Origin of the sequence: Natronorubrum tibetense GA33 (assembly GCF_000383975.1) — an archaeon.
Lineage (GTDB): Archaea > Halobacteriota > Halobacteria > Halobacteriales > Natrialbaceae > Natronorubrum > Natronorubrum tibetense.
The window spans coordinates 3,470,664-3,485,900 of the sequence record NZ_KB913017.1; the positions used below are offsets into that span (position 1 = coordinate 3,470,664).

The window sequence follows — 15,237 nt, forward strand, 5'->3', positions numbered from 1 at the left end:
TGTTATGTATAACACGAGAGATCCAAGTGTCAGAAGGAGTCCTCCATAGAGTAAAACAACAGGTAAGTCTGCTCTCGATCCACCGTACAGTTGCCAAGTGAGATTGTCATCTATCAGGAGGAATCCACCGAGAATCGTGATATGGAGGCCAATAAGAGTTAAATGAACTTTATCAATTCTCATTGAAGAAAATAATTGTACCTTGATAATAAGAGTTGTGCTCTATTTGCAGATCTACTGAGCAGCCGAATCCTTGTTCCCGGTGTGAAACAAACCTAGCTGGCCTGCTGCACTAATCCTCTATATTCAGCAGGTCGTTTCTGACGCCTATCCGAGAGGTAGGTAGCTGCTCCGGTAACACCCCGGCCTGTACCGAACACGAGTATCGATCCGAAACCAGGTCGTCCCCAAACCACAACGCATACATCGACCCTCGCTAACAGACGGCCATGCTCGACGTCGGCGACGAAGCACCCGAGTTCGAACTAGCCAACCAGCACGGCGAGACCGTCCGCCGCTCAGATTTCGACGGCGAGCGACTCGTCGTCTACTTCTACCCGCGTGCGAACACCGACGGCTGTACCACGGAGGCCTCCGCGTTCAACGACGCGCTCGCTGAGTTCGACGACCGCGACGTGAACGTCGTCGGCATCAGCGACGACCCGGTCGCGGACCTCGAGTCGTTCGCCGCGGAGTACGACCTCGAGTTCGACCTCCTCTCGGACGAACTCGGCGAGGTCGCGACGCTCTACGAATCCTACGGCGAGAAGCAGATGTTCGGAAACACCTTCGACGGCGTCTTCCGAAACACGTACGTCGTCGGTCCGGACGGCTCCATCGAAACGGTCTACGAGGGTGTCACCCCTGAGGGACACGCCGAGGAGGTTCTCGAGGACCTCGCGGAGTCGTCGGTCGAACTCACGTCGTAACCGACGCTCAGTTTGTGCCGTCCGTTCGTGTCGCGCGGTCTGAGTTCCGCTCCCATTGGTGACGATTGATCGTGACCCGAAACAGGGTGCTCGAACACCTCGAATTAGTATCGATAGCCCGGCCGCTCTTCGGGGAGTTCGAGTCGTCCGAAAAAATCACACCGCGGTAATCGACAGCGTCTCAGTTCGCTCCCGATCGCTTGAGGCCGCCCTTACTGGAAGGTGCGGCCGAGCTGATCCTGTTCCTGGGCCGGTTCGGCCTGCTGGAACTGTTCTTCGATCTCCTCGTACTGCTCGCGCGTCTCGGGAGTCACGCTCGGCTTGACCTCGTTGAGCGCGTGTTCGAAGTGCTCCTTGCTGATGCGGACGTTACCGATGGAGTCGGGCATGTCCTCGGGATCGACGGAGTTGATGAACTCGCGGCTGGCGGCCATCGAGGCTTCGCGGCAGGCCGCTTCGATGTCGGCGCCGACGTAGCCCTCCGTCTCGCTGGCGAGCCACTCGAGGTCGACCGCCTCAGCCAGCGGTTTGTTGCGGGTGTGGACTTCGAAGATCTTCTCGCGCGCCTCCTCGTCGGGGACGGGGACGTGCACGTGTCTGTCGAGGCGGCCCGGTCGGAGCAGAGCCTTGTCGATCAGGTCTGGACGGTTGGTCGTCGCGATGACGACGACGTCCTCGAGCTCCTCGAGCCCGTCTAACTCCGTCAGGAGCTGGCTGACGACCCGTTCGCCGACGCCGGAGTCGCTCTGGTTCTTCCCGCGTTCGGTGGCGATCGAGTCGATCTCGTCGAAGAAGATCACGGTCGGTGCGTTCGACCGCGCCTTCTCGAAGATCTCTCGGACGCCTTTCTCGGACTCACCGACGTACTTGTTCAGTAGTTCGGGGCCCTTGATCGAGATGAAGTTCGACTCGGCCTCGTTGGCGACGGCCTTGGCGAGCAGGGTCTTTCCCGTGCCCGGCGGGCCGAACATCATGACGCCCTTGGCGGCCTCCATGTCCATGGCCTCGAAGACCTCGGGGTAGTCGAGCGGCCACTGGATCGTCTCGCGGAGCCGTTCTTTGGTGTCGCCGAGTCCGCCGACGTCGCTCCAGGTGACGTCGGGGACTTCGACGAAGACCTCGCGCATCGCGGAGGGCTGGATGCCCTTGAGCGCCTCCTTGAAGTCACCCTTCGTGACCTGCAGCGACTCGAGTACTTCGGCGTCGATCTCGTCTTCCTCTAAGTCGAGGTCAGGGCGGATGCGACGCAGCGCGTTCATCGCGCTCTCGCGAGCGAGGCTCTCGAGGTCGGCGCCGACGAAGCCGTGCGTGTTGGACGCGTAGTGGTCCAGATCGACGGAGTCCACGAGCGGCATCCCGCGGGTGTGGACCTGCAGGATCTCCTTTCGCCCTCCCTTGTCGGGGACGCCGATCTCGATCTCGCGGTCGAATCGGCCACCGCGGCGGAGCGCGGGATCGATATCGTCGACGCGGTTCGTCGCGGCGATGACGGTGACGCGGCCGCGTTCTTCCAGCCCGTCCATCAGACTGAGGAGCTGGGCGACCACGCGCCGTTCGACGTCGCCGCCGGCGTCTTCGCGCTTGGCGGCAATCGAGTCGAGTTCGTCGATGAAGACGATTGCGGGGGCGTTCTCCTCGGCCTCTTCGAAGACCTCGCGCAGCTTCTCTTCGCTCTCACCGTAGTACTTCGACATAATCTCCGGTCCGGAGATCGTCTCGAAGTGGGCGTCGATCTCGTTGGCGACGGCCTTGGCCATCAGGGTCTTTCCCGTGCCCGGTGGGCCGTGCAGGAGGACGCCCTTCGGCGGCTCGATCCCTAACTGCTGGAACAGTTCGGGATGGCGCATCGGCAGTTCGATCATCTCGCGGACCTGATCGAGTTCGCTGTCCAGGCCACCGATGTCCTCGTAGGTGACGTTCGGAACGCCCTCGGCGGAGCCGCCGGGGCCGCCCGAGCTAACCTGTTCGGCCGGCGTTTCGGAGATCTCGATGTTCGTCGAGTCCGTGATGACCACGGTGCCCGACGGCGACGTGCTCGCGATCTTCAGCGGCACCGACTGGCCGGAGCTGGCCATCGGGCCGAACGAAAGCGAGAACGGGACGGTCTGGCCTTCGGTGACGGCCTGTCCCGAGAGTTTGTCGCGGACGAGCGGACCGATATCCCCGCGAATGCGGAGGTTCTGGGGGAGCGCGACGGTGACCGATTTGGCGGGGTTGACGTCCGCGGGTTCGATCTCGACGCGGTCGTCGATCCCGACGTCAGCCTCCTGTCGGAGGCGACCGTCGATGCGGACGATCCCGCGACCCTCGTCTTCGGGGTAGCCGGGCCACACTCGCGCGACGGCCTGGCTGTCGCCCTTGCCGTCGATGACGATGTAGTCGCCGTTCTCGAGATCGAGCTCGCGCATCGATACGCGGTCGATCGCGGCCAGTCCACGCCCTGCGTCCTTCTGTTTGAGTGGTTTAACTGTGAGTTTCATAGGTCACCTTCTAGCTCGACAGTGAGGACGCCGTTTTTCATAAACGTGTGCGCGTCGTCTGCACCGTCGGGCAGATCGAATTCGTACTGCTGGTCGTCAGCGACTACGATAACCGTGTCGTCGACGAGGTCGACCGTGGCCTCGATTTCGTGGCCCCCAAAGTCGACGGCCAGCACCGCACTGTCGTCGTACTGGTACTGGCGTGCTAACTGCCCCTCGTTCCGGGTGAATTGTTCGAGTGTCATGCTTCAACTAACCCAAGGTAAGCCTTACAAGTATATAAACCTGTCGGCTACTAAGGCGCAGACGGCACCGTTTTCGGAGAAAGAACATTGTTCGTAGTTCACAGTAGATTTGGGGCCGATTTGGACGACGAGTTCCCTCAACGAACAGGGCTCGGGTCGACCGGACTGTGCGCGCACTCGATGCCGTCGATCGACCGACACTGATTCGGACTCGAGGCGAACTGAGCGGGAAACCGAATCGGTTCGACGCTTCTCGAGAATTTAAGCCGTCACCCCTCGTTCGAACGAGTATGGAGACAGTGACACACCACGGCCGAGAGACGGCCTACGACGTCGCCGACCGCGGCGGAGACGGCCCACCGATCTGTTTCGTCCACGGGAGTGGCGGGTCGAGCGACGTCTGGTCCGCCCAGCATCGCCTCGCCGACCGAAACCCCGTCGTCGCGCTCGACCTGAGCGGTCACGGCGATTCCGACGATATCGATGCCCAACCCGGCTATACGACGCTCTCCGCGTACGCGGACGACGTGTTGGCCGTCGTCGAGGCGACCGAGAGCAGGGTTTTAGTGGGCAACTCGCTGGGGGGTGCCGTCGTCATGCAACTCCTGATCGAGCGCGACCCCGATGTCGATGCCGCCGTGCTAGCGGGGACCGGCGCACGACTCGGCGTCCTCGAGGATCTTCTCGACTGGCTCAAAAACGATTTCGAGCGCGCTATCGAATTCCTCCACGGGCCGGATCGACTCTTTCACGATCCCGACCCGGCGCTTCGGGAGGAGTCGATCGAACAACTCCGCGAGACCGGTCAGGCCGTCACCCATCGGGATTTTCTGACGTGTCACGAGTTCGATGTCCGAGAGGAACTGTCGGCGATCCACTGGCCCGTTCTCGCAGCCCACGGCGAGTACGACAAGTTGACGCCGCCGAGATACCACGAATACCTCGCCGAGGAGATCGACGACGCCTGGATCGCGAGTCTCGAGGACGCCGCACATCTGGCGATGGTCGAGCAACCCGAGGCGTTCAACGCCGCAGTCGCTGAGTATCTGAATATCGTGTACGAGAACGACGGCGAGTTCACCGAGGAGTGACGCCAACCGACGGAAGCGACGAGGGGTCGTCCGGCGACGGCAGCGTCTCGACACAAGCGGAAGACGCACCGTGGCCGGCAGCGTCTCGACGCCGAAGACGACCCCCGAACCGCTGGGCGACACGAGCGTAACAGCGACGCTTGAACCGCCGCGGTTCAGTAGATATCTTCGAGGTCGCTCTCCTCGTGGCTGTGCTCGTCGGCGGGGAACTGGCCGGATTCGACCGCTGAGACGTAGTCGTCGACGGCCGACTCCATTTCGGCGCGGACGTTCCCGAACTGTTCGGAGAAGGAGGGCGTCCACTCGCTGATGCCGACGGCGTCGTCGAAGACGAGCACCTGCCCGTCGCAGTGGGGCCCCGCACCGATGCCGATCGTCGGAATGTCCAGCGCGTCGGTGATCTCGGCCGCCAGATTCGAGGGGACGTGCTCGAGTACCAGCGAGAACGCGCCCGCCTCCTCGTGCTTGACCGCGAGTTCGAGCATCCGCTCGGCGGCCGCCTGATCGGTTCCCTGCCGGGGGTAGCCGCCGTACTGGTTGACGTGTTGGGGCGTGAGGCCGAGATGAGCCATCACTGGAATACCCAGTTGGACCATCTTCTCGGTTAACTCGACGGTGTGGGGGCCGCTCTCGAGTTTGACCGCTTCCGCGCCCTCCTCTTTGAGCATCCGTCCGGCGTTTTCGAGGCTGTCTTTCTCGTCGACGCCGAAGGAGAGAAACGGCATGTCGGCGACGACCAGCGCGTCTTCCGTCGCGCGTGAGACCGCGCCGACGTGGTGGGCGATCCCGTCGACGGAGACGGGTACTGTCGTCTCGTGGCCGAGCACCACGTTACCGACGCTGTCGCCGACGAGAATAATGTCGACGCCGGCGTCGTCGACGATTCCAGCCGTCGGCGCATCGTAGGCCGTCAGCATCGTAATCGGTTCGTCGCCTGCTTTCTCTCTGATATCCCGCACGGTAGCCATACCCACAGATTCGTCGCCGGCGATTAAATGCCACCGTTCTTCGACCGGGCCCGCGGAGCGGACTCGAGACCACGCGACCCCACTCGCGGACGGGACTCTGCGAAGTGACGGCCGATCGGACGCACCGGAGCGCCGAACACGGAGAAATTAAGAGGGCTGGGTTGCCACTGTCGGTCGTGCCAGAACCCGTCGAAACGAGCACTCCCGAGGGCGTCGACTACGGCTGGGTGATGCAGGTCACCTTCGTCGCCACGATCCTCGTTGGGGCCCCGATCGTCGCCTTACTCTCGGTAAACGCCGATCTGCCGAGTTGGGGCGCTCGAGCCGAGTTCGCGATCCGCGTCGGAGCCCCGATCTGGTTTCTGACGGCGGTCGCCGTCTTCGCGTACGCGAAGCGAACGCAAGAGTAGCTCAAGGAGTCTGCCAGGGGAACCGCTCCGGGAGCCGACACGCCCGTCAAACGCCGGTGGAACCGTCGCCTACGAACTCGAACGCAACGCCCGCTCGTTCTGCCGTCAGTCGATCCCGCGGCGAGTCACCGACGAACAGCACCGTTTCCGGCTCCGCTTCGAGCGTCCGAACCGTCTCGAGTAGCGGCTCCGGATGGGGCTTCCATGTGTCGACCGTATCCCGGCCGACGACGGCGCCGACCGTCTCGAGAAGGTCGTGTTCCTCGAGTGCGATTCGACAGGCCGACTCGCAGTTGAGCGAGCAGACGCCGACAGGTACCGACCGCTCGACCAACTCGTCCGCGTGGGTCAGCCGCGGCGCAGTCTCGGCACCGGTCCGTTCGTGGGCGGCGATGGCGGACTCGACGTCCGCCTCCAACCCGACGTCGCTCGCGGTCTCGAGCAGTTCCCACAGGTCCTGACTCGGTGGCTCGACGTCCGCGCGCTCGTAGACCTCGAGGACGTCGGTAGCTACGGCGCCCCAGTCGACGTCGAGGTCGACGAGCGTTCCGTCCAGATCGTAGACGACAGCATCGTACGTGGTCACGACTGGTGATACGAGCGGTGGACGAATAGTGACTTCGGTCGCGAGAGCGGGGTCGATTGCGAACGCCATCCGAGGACTTGCAATGACAATTGTTACCGCGGCCACCTCGCTTCAATTTTTGACACTAATAGAGTACCATAGACACAGAAGAACCGGAAATGCAGTTCAACTATACTATTGTCGGTGACACGATGGCGGAGGATATTTCACAGAAATGCAAGGAGGAAGCCCACGACTTTAGTCGTGGGTTAGTGACACCGTCCTAACGAGGAAGACTCATCAGGAGCCGGTCGCGGGTCGATGATCGACTTGTGCGTCACAATAACATGCAAGTGAGCCAGAAATACTATTTAGGTATACTGTCTCTTCAGGCGTGATGAGAGAGGACATTTCACGACGGACGCTTCTTCGAAACGGGGGTATCGGACTCGTTGCGATGAGCACTGCAGGACTGGCCGGCTGTACGAGCAGTCTTCCGGTCGTCGGCGACGACAGTGCATCGGGACCGGCGGTCGACCGCTGGCTCGTTGATCTCTCGTTTTCCGATCTCTTCGACGAGAGCGAACTGACCGACGAGTACGACGACGGTGAACTCGAGGGGTACGACCGGACCGGGTTCGAGTTCGACACCGTCGTTCCACAGGCGGTCTTCGATAACGAAGAAGAACTCGTCGTCTACTGGCCACTCGAGCAGGGGTCGGAACTACGAAGCACAGCGGGCGTGACTGCCACGGATCTCGACTGGCAGCTCACCCAGCACGTCGAGTGGGAGTACGACGTGACCTACACGCAGGAAACCTGGGACGGAACCCAGTCCTACGAGGACGAGCGGAGCGCGTCGATCGATATCGGCACGCTCGCTGGTACGTTCGATCCCGCGGATGTCGAGGACAGTCTCGAAGACTGGGCCGACGATCAGTCCGCCGAAGACGAGGACCTTTCCAGCGAAGGTGAGTACGAGGGATTCGATCTGTACGCGTTCGAGGGCTCGGCCTTCGGCGTCAGCGAGTCGTACGTCGTCAGGGTCGCCGGCAGCCAGTCCCTCGATTCGGTCGAGGCGCTCGAAGCGGCGATCGACGTCCAGACGACGTCGGTCGGCGGCCTGTCCGAGACGGACGATGGCGACGCGCTGTTGGCGCAGTTCGAATCGGCCCACTTCGCGAGCGGCGAACTCCACGAGCCGCGGACGGTCGAATCCAAAATCGAGCGCCAGTACGGCGATATCGACGACATTCCGGACCGGCAACGGGACGATCTCGAGGAGCACTTCGAAGACCGACTCGACGACTGGGAACTGGGACTCGTCGGGTCAGCGAGCGCGTACGAGTTCGACGGCGACATGACCGACGTTCACGAGGTCTACCTCTACGAAACCGAGAGCGATGCCGACGCGGGCGAACTCCGCGACCACGTCGAGTCGAACCGCGATATTACCGATCAGTGGGCGACGATCGAAGACCTCTCGATCGACGACGAGGGACGTACGCTCGTTCTGTCCGGACGGGTTCGAACGCGGGCGCTGCTGTGAACGACACCCGCTGAGCTACACCAACTCGAGGGAGAGCGCGTTCCCCGTTTTGCTCGGAATGTGGGTGATATAAACGGGGACGGAGACGCTCTCGGCGACGCGCCGGTAGTGGGTGAGCGCCGCGTCGTGATCGATCGGATAGTAGCAGGGTGTGACGGACACAACGCCTTCGATACCGGCGCGTTCGGCCTGCGCGACGGGCTCGTACGTACTCGGTGCGCCGACGCCGGTGATCACCGGCACTTCGCCGCCGACCTCGCCGACGACACACTCGACGCCGCCGGTCCGTTTCTCACCGGTCAACAGGGGACACTCGCCGTTGGTACCGAGTGGAAAGACGGCGTGGGCGCCCCGGTCGACAACGAAGCGGGCGTGGGCGGCCGTCGTCCCGTAATCGCCGGGCTCGTCGTCGCGAAACGCGGTGACGGTCGGCGGAACGACGCCGTGCAACGAGAGCGGATCGTTAGTGCCGTGATCGTGGAACGAGATAGCAGTGGTCCGTGCCGAACTGTATACGTTCCTGCCGTCAGTTGCAGGGACGGCCGTGCTGGCGGTACTCGCCGCTTCAGTCGGTCGCCAACTCGCCCGACGGCTCGTCCAGTTGTTCGCTCGCGAGGACGCGGTTCGCGCGGCGTAGCCGCTCGGAAAGCGCCTGATGGGAGATGTCGAGTTTGTCCGCGAGTTCCTCGAGCGAAATTTCGCGAGGAACGTCGTAGTAACCCTGACGGTAGGCCTCGGAGATGGCCTCCTGCTGGGGTTCGGTCAGTGCGGCCGTCGTCTCGAGATCGTCGTCCTGGCCGGCTTCGACCATCCGGCGGACGTCGACGCGAACGTCCTGGTTTTCGATGGCGGAGACGGTTTCGGAAAGCTCCTCGCGCTCGGGAAAGAGCAGTCGGAGCGTCCACTGGCCGTCGGTGACCTGCGCGTCGAGTACGGTGCCGCCGTTGGCGTAGACCGACGCGCAGACGGAGCTGACGTCCTCGCCGTACTGGAGGCGATAGAACCACTCGCCGTCGTCGGCAGTCTCGAGGAGACACTGGTAGTCGTCGACGGTCGGATCCGAATCGAGTGCCGCCTCGAGGTCCTCGGGATCGTCGGTCGAGAACCAGACGAGGGGCATCGTTCGCGTCGGTCCCTCGGCGACGACGCTCTCGACTCGAAGCTCCAAGTCGGGCAGTCTGTGGAGCGTTTTCGCGAGCGCAAACTCGTCGTTCGACAGCGTGAGCTCTGCAATCGTCGTCATCGGTCGATCACCCCGTACAGCAGGCTCGAGTCCGGTTGATAAACGGTGCTGCTATCGTCGGTAGATCGGGACTCGAATCGTATCATAGTACCACGCCGATCCGCGCTTCGGGGTGGCAAGCATGTCTCGTCAGCGTTTCGTCGATGAGAGCCGCTGCCTGCCCGTAACATTCCCGCTTGGATCGTGCTACTACTCGGTAGCGCACCGATTCGATTGATGAGCGGGCTTTTGTGTTCCAGCCGTTTAAGACAGCATCTCACGGCCGATGACGGTCAGTGAGACGTAATTGTCGAATCGTCTCAGTGGGACAACAGTGTTGAATCGTCTCAATCGAGACGAGCCAACCGATTCAGCGCGTACACCGTTCGGAGGATGTCGACACTCTTCCCGCGGTCGAAGACGAGTCCGTCCGTCTCGAGGACGTGCTCTAAGGTGTCCTGTGAGGCGTGTTCGGGCGCGGCCGCGATGCCCGCGTCGGTCTCGTCGACCCACTGCATGACGCGCAGATCGCTCTTCGAGTCGCCCATCACGAGACTAAACGGGTCGTCGATGTCCAGCACGTCGAACGCTCGCTCGACGCCGACGACCTTGTTCAGTTCGAGGCTGCCGATCTCAGCCGCGTCAGCCTCGTAGTAGGCGACGTCGATCCGCTCGAGGACGTCGGCGAGGGTCTCGGGAACGGCGTCGGATTCGAGGTCGGGGTACTCCCCCTCGCTCTCGAGGACGCCCCTAATTTCGGGGTCCTGGTCGGCGTAGAACGCACGCGTCCAGTCGACGATGGTCTCGTCCTCGAGCACGGCGGTACCGTTCTCGTTGTCGTTCGACTCGAGCGCTGCGCCGACGGCGTCGGCGAGCAGGTCGATCAGATAGACCAGCGCCGTATCGATGGTCTCTCTGGCCTTCGTCGAGCCGGTCTCGTAGTTTGGCTTCATCGTGACGTTGAACTCGTTGCCCTGCAGGTGACAGCCCCGCCGGAGGTCCTCGGGGGCTTCCGGGAGTACCCGCGAGCGCACGTCGTCGAAGACGTCCCGGATCTCGTCGTCCAGTTCTTCGTAGAGGAGTTGTTTCGTTTCTGCGCCGTGGCCCGGCGTGAAGACACCCGTCCCGGCCTCGTAGACGATCGAGAGCTCGCCCGAGTGGACGATTTCGCTTCCCAGCCCCTGAATCGCGAACCCTTTGACGTTCTCTAAGGTCTGTCCGGTACAGATGACGATCGGAACGCCGGCCTCGTGGAACTCGGTCAGCTCGTGAAGCGTGTCGCGTGGAATCTCGTTGTCGGTTCCGCCGGCCGACCGTAGCGTCTCGTCGACGTCCAAAACGAGTACGTTCACCGCGCGGCCGTACTTGGCCTCGAGATCCAGCGCCGTGAAAGCCTGATCTCGATTGGCTCGGGAGGCGACCTCCGCGAACGTCTCGCCGGATGCGAAGTCGGATCGAATTTCGTTCTTCCGGCGCTCGAGTTCCTCGTTCGCCTCCTGCCAGTGTTCTAACGCGACGCGGGAGTCGACCGCCGGGAAGACGTCGACGAACGCCTGATACTCCCGCAACGTCTCCGTATCGTAGTCGTCGTACAGCTGATAGACGAGGTCGTAGCGTTCCATGGGTACAACAGGCGGGAGCAGGCAGATAATCGTTTTCAGTACCAGTCGTCCGGGGAGGGGTCACTCGAGGCCGGGACGTGCGAAGCGTTCTGAGCACGGCTAAAGCCGTGGGTTTTCACCTCGCAACTTCTATAAAAACGGCGCTCGAAATACCAGTTATATGAAAAACGTCGACGACCTGATCGAGAGCGCAGCCGAGCTCGCAGCGCGCGGGCTCTCGAAGGGGGAGATCGCGGACGAACTGAACGTCTCTCGGGAGACGGCGAGCTGGCTCGTCGAACGCAGCGGCGCGACGACGGAGCCCACGGATCAGTCGACACAGACCACCCAACCCGCGGGCGGCCCACAGGACATCCACGTCGACTGGTCCGCGATCGGTCGGGACAGCAAACGGATGGGGGCGATCGCGGAAGCGATGGCCGACATGCTCGCCAAACACGGCGAGGACGTCGATCTGACGATCGGTATCGAGAAAGCCGGCGGTCCGATCGCGACGCTCATCGCGCGCGAACTCGAGACGGATCTGGGGACGTACACCCCGGCGAAACACCAGTGGGAGGAAGGAGATATCGAGGAACTCGGCGGGACGTTCAGCCGGAACTTCGCGGGGATCCGCGACCGCGAGTGTTACATCGTCGACGACACCATCACCAGCGGGACGACGATGCGCGAGACCATCGAGGCCATTCGCGCCGAAGGTGGCGAGCCGCTCGCCTGTGTCGTCCTCGCGGACAAACAGGGACTCGAGGAACTCGAGGGCGTCCCGGTCTACTCGCTGTTGCAGGTCATCAGCGTCGGCAAGGAAAAGTAGGCGAGTCGGACGCGATTGACGTATCAGACCCTGTTTACGTGTTTCTTGAGTGAAACGGTCAAGGCTGCAACGATGCAGGTAACTACCCGTTTTCGGACGCCGTATCGATCGACGCCCACTGCGGGTTTCGGCTGAAACGGTCGACAGTCGAACCCGTAAGTGTACTAATCAAAACGTAGTCAATCCGAGCCTATTTCCACACCATAACAAGTCCGATATAACAGCCGTTTGTCGCCCAGCTACTGATACTAGGCTCCGAATTCTATTGACCATCAGTCGCTCCGTACTGAGTGGAGAGACATGACAGACCGACTCACACGCCGACGACTGATCGCACTAAGCGGCGCAGTCAGTTTCGCTGCGATCGCTGGATGTAACGACAACGGGGACGACGACGTAGAGGACGAAGAAGACGACCTCGAGGACGACGCAGAAGACGAGGAAGACGACCTCGAAGACGACGAAGAGGATGTCGAGGACGACGCAGAAGACGAAGAAGACGATGCAGAAGACGACCTCGAGGACGACGAAGACGATGCAGAAGACGATCTCGAGGACGACGAAGACGACGTATAGGAGTCCTCAATCGGGGAGTACGAGCGGTTGGAACGATTTGCGGAACGGCTCGTTCTTCTCTCGTCCCGCTTCGACGCGAGGCGACGCTTCGGACGGGGTCGGTTGCGCGTTCTGGCTGCGCCGATTCGCCCACTGCCGGCCACGACTGGCGACGGAAACGAAACTACCTCACGGCGGGCGTTACAGCCGGTATCGTGGCGCTCGCAGGCTGAAGCGATCTGCTAGAGGACTACGAAGCGGACGACGGCCCCGAGGAGGAAAACGGCGGGGAGGATCCGGTCGAAGACATCGACCACGAGAATCCGGAGGGAGAACTCGAGGTCGTGAGTCCGAACGACGGCGACGTGGTGACGTCCCCCGTCGAGATCGAGATGGAAATCGAGGACTTCGAACTGCAGGCGGTCGATGCCGACGACGGCAATGACGGTGGCGATGACGATGAGGCCGACGCACCCGACGACGGTGCCGGACACCTCCACGTCATCGTCGACGAGGGCTGTGTCGATCCGGGGTACCTGATCCCGCTCGAGGGCGGCTACCTCCACCCAACTGAGGGGGTAACCCAGATCGAACTCGACCTCGAACCGGGAGAGTACGACCTCTGTGCACAGGCCGGCGACGACCAGCACAACGCCTACAACATGATCGACGAACTCTCGATCGAAGTCGCCGAGGATGTTGACGACGGGAACGAAGACGACGAAAGCGAGACCGGTGATGACGACGACAACGAAACCGGTGACGGCGACAACGATAGTGACGACGAGAACTGAGTCACCGACATCTGACGACCGACGACGGAACAACCACGGAACGGATGGTATCGGCGAGGGAGACGGCAACGACACGGCCGATAGCGACGCCGACGATACCGATACTTACGAGTAGTCACACGATCCATCGAGACGCGTTCCTCACTGCAGGTGCTGGCTTCCGATCGATTGCACAAAAATGGTAAACTGGTGAGCGGACGAGTTAGCCGTGGATTCCCATCGCTTCGATCTGTTCCTGATAGCGGTTCCGGATCGTGACCTCGGTCACCTGGGCCACGTCGGCGACTTCGCGCTGAGTCTTTTTCTCGTTACAGAGCAAGGACGCGGCGTAGATCGCGGCGGCGGCGTAGCCGGTCGGTGACTTGCCCGAGAGGAGCCCTTTCTCGGCCGTCTTCTCGATGATTTCGTTGGCCTTGGTCTGGACCTCTTCGGAGAGTTCGAGTTCGGAACAGAAGCGAGGGACGTACTTTTTCGGGTCGACGGGGCGCATCTCGAGACCGAGTTCCTGTGAGATGTACCGATAGGTGCGACCGATTTCTTTGCGTTCGACGCGTGAGACTTCCGAAATCTCCTCGAGACTTCGCGGGATGCCTTCCTTGCGACAGGCGGCGTACAGTGCGGACGTCGCCACACCTTCGATCGATCGCCCGCGGATGAGGTCTTCTTTGAGTGCGCGTCGATAGATCACGGAGGCGACCTCGCGGACCGAGCGCGGAACACCCAGTGCGGACGCCATTCGATCGATTTCGCTCAGCGCGAACTGCAGGTTTCGTTCCCCGGCGTCTTTGGTACGGATGCGTTCTTGCCACTTGCGCAGACGGTGCATCTGGCTGCGCTTTTTCGAGGAAATAGACCGGCCGTAGGCGTCTTTGTCCTTCCAGTCGATCGTCGTGGTCAGTCCCTTGTCGTGCATCGTCTGGGTCGTCGGCGCGCCGACGCGGGACTTCTCCTGTCGTTCCTGGTGGTTGAACGCACGCCACTCAGGACCCGGATCGATCTTTTCTTCCTCCACGACGAGCCCACAGTCTTCACAGATGAGCTCACCCCTGTCGGAGTCCTTTACGAGATTGTCCGATTCACACTCGGGGCAGGCACGCACCCCTTCCTGATCCTCGGTCTCGTCCGTCTCACGCGTTCGCTCCCGCTGGCGGGTGGACCGTGTCATCGCACTTTTATAGTAGTATCACCATGATATATAAATCCTTGGTGGGCGCTCTGGTTTCTCGATGCTAATATGCCGAAATAGGGCCATACAGCGCTTCAAAATCGAGATTTACAATTCGGAACCGGAAAGACTTTATCCGGTTCTCGACGAGAACAGCCACGAATGCCGGTTATCGAGTGCGACGTCGAGGCGGCTCGAGAACGACTCGAGGAAGCGGGTGTGACGGTCGAATCCGGAAATACGGATCACGAGCGTTGGCGTGCGAGCCGCGGTGGCGCGACGGCCGTCGCGTACGACGACAAAGTCGTCATCCAGGGCGGAGACCCGCAGGATATCGAGGCGCTACTGCGCGAGGGTGGTGGCCGCGCACACGCGTACTTCGACGGCGCGTGTCGCGGCAATCCCGGGCCCGCGGCGACCGGTTGGGTGATCGTCAGCGGCGACGGGATCGTCGCCGAGGGGGGCGAGCGGATCGGCACCGCGACGAACAATCAGGCCGAGTACGAGGCGCTGATCGCGGCCCTCGAGGCTGCCAAGGATTACGGGTTCGACGAACTCCACGTGCGCGGTGACTCCGAACTCATCGTCAAGCAGGTCCGCGGCGAGTACGACACCAACAACCCCGAACTGCGGGAGAAACGCGTGACCGTCCACGAACTCCTCGCCGCGTTCGACGAGTGGACCTTAGAACACGTTCCCCGGGAGGTTAACGACCGCGCGGACGACCTCGCCAACGAGGCGTTGGATCAGGGCTGATAGGGAGTATCGTAGGCAACCAGAGATCTCGAAACCCGTTCTTCTGTAGCGTGTCTCGGTTCTTCGCCGCGACAC

General features: G+C 62.0%; 16 protein-coding genes and 1 pseudogene. 9 read left to right on the plus strand and 8 right to left on the minus strand.

Annotation, left to right across the window (positions count from 1 at the left end; translation table 11 throughout):
- The first annotated feature begins 449 nt into the window (after positions 1 to 449).
- Positions 450 to 929 (plus strand): thioredoxin-dependent thiol peroxidase, encoded by a 480-nt coding sequence (gene bcp, locus NATTI_RS0117770; protein ID WP_006088562.1) that lies wholly within the window; start codon positions 450 to 452, stop codon positions 927 to 929.
- Between the two features lie 212 nt (positions 930 to 1,141).
- Here bcp and NATTI_RS0117775 read toward each other — a convergent pair whose 3' ends face one another.
- Both NATTI_RS0117775 and NATTI_RS0117780 read right to left on the minus strand, forming a co-directional pair.
- Positions 1,142 to 3,409 carry a CDC48 family AAA ATPase gene (locus NATTI_RS0117775; RefSeq protein WP_006088561.1) on the minus strand — a complete coding sequence of 756 codons (2,268 nt, stop codon included), beginning with the start codon at positions 3,407 to 3,409 and terminating at the stop codon, positions 1,142 to 1,144.
- Complete coding sequence (locus NATTI_RS0117780) at positions 3,406 to 3,654, minus strand: DUF7127 family protein (protein ID WP_006088560.1); 249 nt, start codon at positions 3,652 to 3,654, stop codon at positions 3,406 to 3,408. Before NATTI_RS0117780 ends, NATTI_RS0117775 begins: the two co-directional genes overlap by 4 nt.
- A 290-nt stretch (positions 3,655 to 3,944) precedes the next feature.
- On the opposite strand from NATTI_RS0117780, the gene NATTI_RS0117785 reads away from it, so the two are divergent.
- Positions 3,945 to 4,745: an alpha/beta fold hydrolase gene (locus NATTI_RS0117785; RefSeq protein WP_027119205.1), complete on the plus strand. Its 801-nt coding sequence runs from the start codon at positions 3,945 to 3,947 to the stop codon at positions 4,743 to 4,745.
- 155 nt (positions 4,746 to 4,900) lie between these two features.
- Here NATTI_RS0117785 and panB read toward each other — a convergent pair whose 3' ends face one another.
- Positions 4,901 to 5,713 (minus strand): 3-methyl-2-oxobutanoate hydroxymethyltransferase, encoded by an 813-nt coding sequence (gene panB / locus NATTI_RS0117790; protein ID WP_006088558.1) that lies wholly within the window; start codon positions 5,711 to 5,713, stop codon positions 4,901 to 4,903.
- Between the two features lie 176 nt (positions 5,714 to 5,889).
- On the opposite strand from panB, the gene NATTI_RS0117795 reads away from it, so the two are divergent.
- Positions 5,890 to 6,123, plus strand: coding sequence for a DUF5822 domain-containing protein (locus NATTI_RS0117795; protein ID WP_019992010.1), 234 nt, complete (start codon positions 5,890 to 5,892; stop codon positions 6,121 to 6,123).
- A gap of 46 nt (positions 6,124 to 6,169) precedes the next feature.
- On the opposite strand, the gene NATTI_RS0117800 is transcribed toward NATTI_RS0117795, so the two are convergent.
- A complete protein-coding gene (locus NATTI_RS0117800) occupies positions 6,170 to 6,709 on the minus strand; it encodes an HAD family hydrolase (protein WP_049806290.1) in 540 nt (179 codons plus the stop codon).
- 376 nt (positions 6,710 to 7,085) lie between these two features.
- On the opposite strand from NATTI_RS0117800, the gene NATTI_RS0117805 reads away from it, so the two are divergent.
- Positions 7,086 to 8,237 carry a Rossmann-fold NAD(P)-binding domain-containing protein gene (locus NATTI_RS0117805; protein WP_006088555.1) on the plus strand — a complete coding sequence of 384 codons (1,152 nt, stop codon included), beginning with the start codon at positions 7,086 to 7,088 and terminating at the stop codon, positions 8,235 to 8,237.
- 24 nt (positions 8,238 to 8,261) lie between these two features.
- Here NATTI_RS0117805 and NATTI_RS25040 read toward each other — a convergent pair.
- The 3 genes and pseudogenes from NATTI_RS25040 to NATTI_RS0117820 form a co-directional block, all read right to left on the minus strand.
- Positions 8,262 to 8,726, minus strand: a pseudogene (locus NATTI_RS25040) (dihydrodipicolinate synthase family protein); the annotation flags it as partial.
- Between the two features lie 76 nt (positions 8,727 to 8,802).
- Complete coding sequence (locus tag NATTI_RS0117815; protein ID WP_006088553.1) at positions 8,803 to 9,480, minus strand: helix-turn-helix domain-containing protein; 678 nt, start codon at positions 9,478 to 9,480, stop codon at positions 8,803 to 8,805.
- 326 nt (positions 9,481 to 9,806) lie between these two features.
- Positions 9,807 to 11,081, minus strand: coding sequence for an HAD family hydrolase (locus tag NATTI_RS0117820; RefSeq protein WP_006088552.1), 1,275 nt, complete (start codon positions 11,079 to 11,081; stop codon positions 9,807 to 9,809).
- A gap of 160 nt (positions 11,082 to 11,241) precedes the next feature.
- On the opposite strand from NATTI_RS0117820, the gene gfcR reads away from it, so the two are divergent.
- The 4 genes from gfcR (at position 11,242) to NATTI_RS27355 (ending at position 13,356) form a co-directional block, all read left to right on the plus strand.
- The gene (gene gfcR / locus NATTI_RS0117825; RefSeq protein ID WP_006088551.1) at positions 11,242 to 11,892 is read left to right on the plus strand and encodes a transcriptional regulator GfcR; all 651 of its coding nucleotides are present in this window, start codon (positions 11,242 to 11,244) and stop codon (positions 11,890 to 11,892) included.
- A 300-nt stretch (positions 11,893 to 12,192) separates the two neighbouring features.
- Positions 12,193 to 12,468 (plus strand): hypothetical protein, encoded by a 276-nt coding sequence (locus NATTI_RS0117830; RefSeq protein ID WP_006088550.1) that lies wholly within the window; start codon positions 12,193 to 12,195, stop codon positions 12,466 to 12,468.
- 323 nt (positions 12,469 to 12,791) lie between these two features.
- Positions 12,792 to 13,241: a DUF4399 domain-containing protein gene (locus NATTI_RS0117835; protein WP_006088549.1), complete on the plus strand. Its 450-nt coding sequence runs from the start codon at positions 12,792 to 12,794 to the stop codon at positions 13,239 to 13,241.
- A complete protein-coding gene (locus NATTI_RS27355; RefSeq protein WP_019992012.1) occupies positions 13,225 to 13,356 on the plus strand; it encodes a hypothetical protein in 132 nt (43 codons plus the stop codon). Before NATTI_RS0117835 ends, NATTI_RS27355 begins: the two co-directional genes overlap by 17 nt.
- A gap of 87 nt (positions 13,357 to 13,443) precedes the next feature.
- Here the strand turns inward: NATTI_RS27355 and NATTI_RS0117845 are convergent, their stop codons facing one another.
- Positions 13,444 to 14,406 (minus strand): transcription initiation factor IIB, encoded by a 963-nt coding sequence (locus tag NATTI_RS0117845; protein WP_006088548.1) that lies wholly within the window; start codon positions 14,404 to 14,406, stop codon positions 13,444 to 13,446.
- Between the two features lie 162 nt (positions 14,407 to 14,568).
- On the opposite strand from NATTI_RS0117845, the gene rnhA reads away from it, so the two are divergent.
- Positions 14,569 to 15,162, plus strand: coding sequence for a ribonuclease HI (gene rnhA, locus NATTI_RS0117850; protein ID WP_006088547.1), 594 nt, complete (start codon positions 14,569 to 14,571; stop codon positions 15,160 to 15,162).
- Positions 15,163 to 15,237: the final 75 nt, after the last annotated feature.

Coding starts and splice junctions, on each gene's coding strand:
- NATTI_RS0117785 (WP_027119205.1), top strand. CDS start 3,945: ATGGAGACAGTGACACACCACGGCCGAGAGACGGCCTACGACGTCGCC.
- rnhA (WP_006088547.1), top strand. CDS start 14,569: ATGCCGGTTATCGAGTGCGACGTCGAGGCGGCTCGAGAACGACTCGAG.
- NATTI_RS0117775 (WP_006088561.1), bottom strand. CDS start 3,409: ATGAAACTCACAGTTAAACCACTCAAACAGAAGGACGCAGGGCGTGGA.
- NATTI_RS0117780 (WP_006088560.1), bottom strand. CDS start 3,654: ATGACACTCGAACAATTCACCCGGAACGAGGGGCAGTTAGCACGCCAG.
- panB (WP_006088558.1), bottom strand. CDS start 5,713: ATGGCTACCGTGCGGGATATCAGAGAGAAAGCAGGCGACGAACCGATT.
- gfcR (WP_006088551.1), top strand. CDS start 11,242: ATGAAAAACGTCGACGACCTGATCGAGAGCGCAGCCGAGCTCGCAGCG.
- bcp (WP_006088562.1), top strand. CDS start 450: ATGCTCGACGTCGGCGACGAAGCACCCGAGTTCGAACTAGCCAACCAG.
- NATTI_RS0117820 (WP_006088552.1), bottom strand. CDS start 11,081: ATGGAACGCTACGACCTCGTCTATCAGCTGTACGACGACTACGATACG.
- NATTI_RS0117805 (WP_006088555.1), top strand. CDS start 7,086: ATGAGAGAGGACATTTCACGACGGACGCTTCTTCGAAACGGGGGTATC.
- NATTI_RS0117830 (WP_006088550.1), top strand. CDS start 12,193: ATGACAGACCGACTCACACGCCGACGACTGATCGCACTAAGCGGCGCA.
- NATTI_RS0117815 (WP_006088553.1), bottom strand. CDS start 9,480: ATGACGACGATTGCAGAGCTCACGCTGTCGAACGACGAGTTTGCGCTC.
- NATTI_RS0117845 (WP_006088548.1), bottom strand. CDS start 14,406: ATGACACGGTCCACCCGCCAGCGGGAGCGAACGCGTGAGACGGACGAG.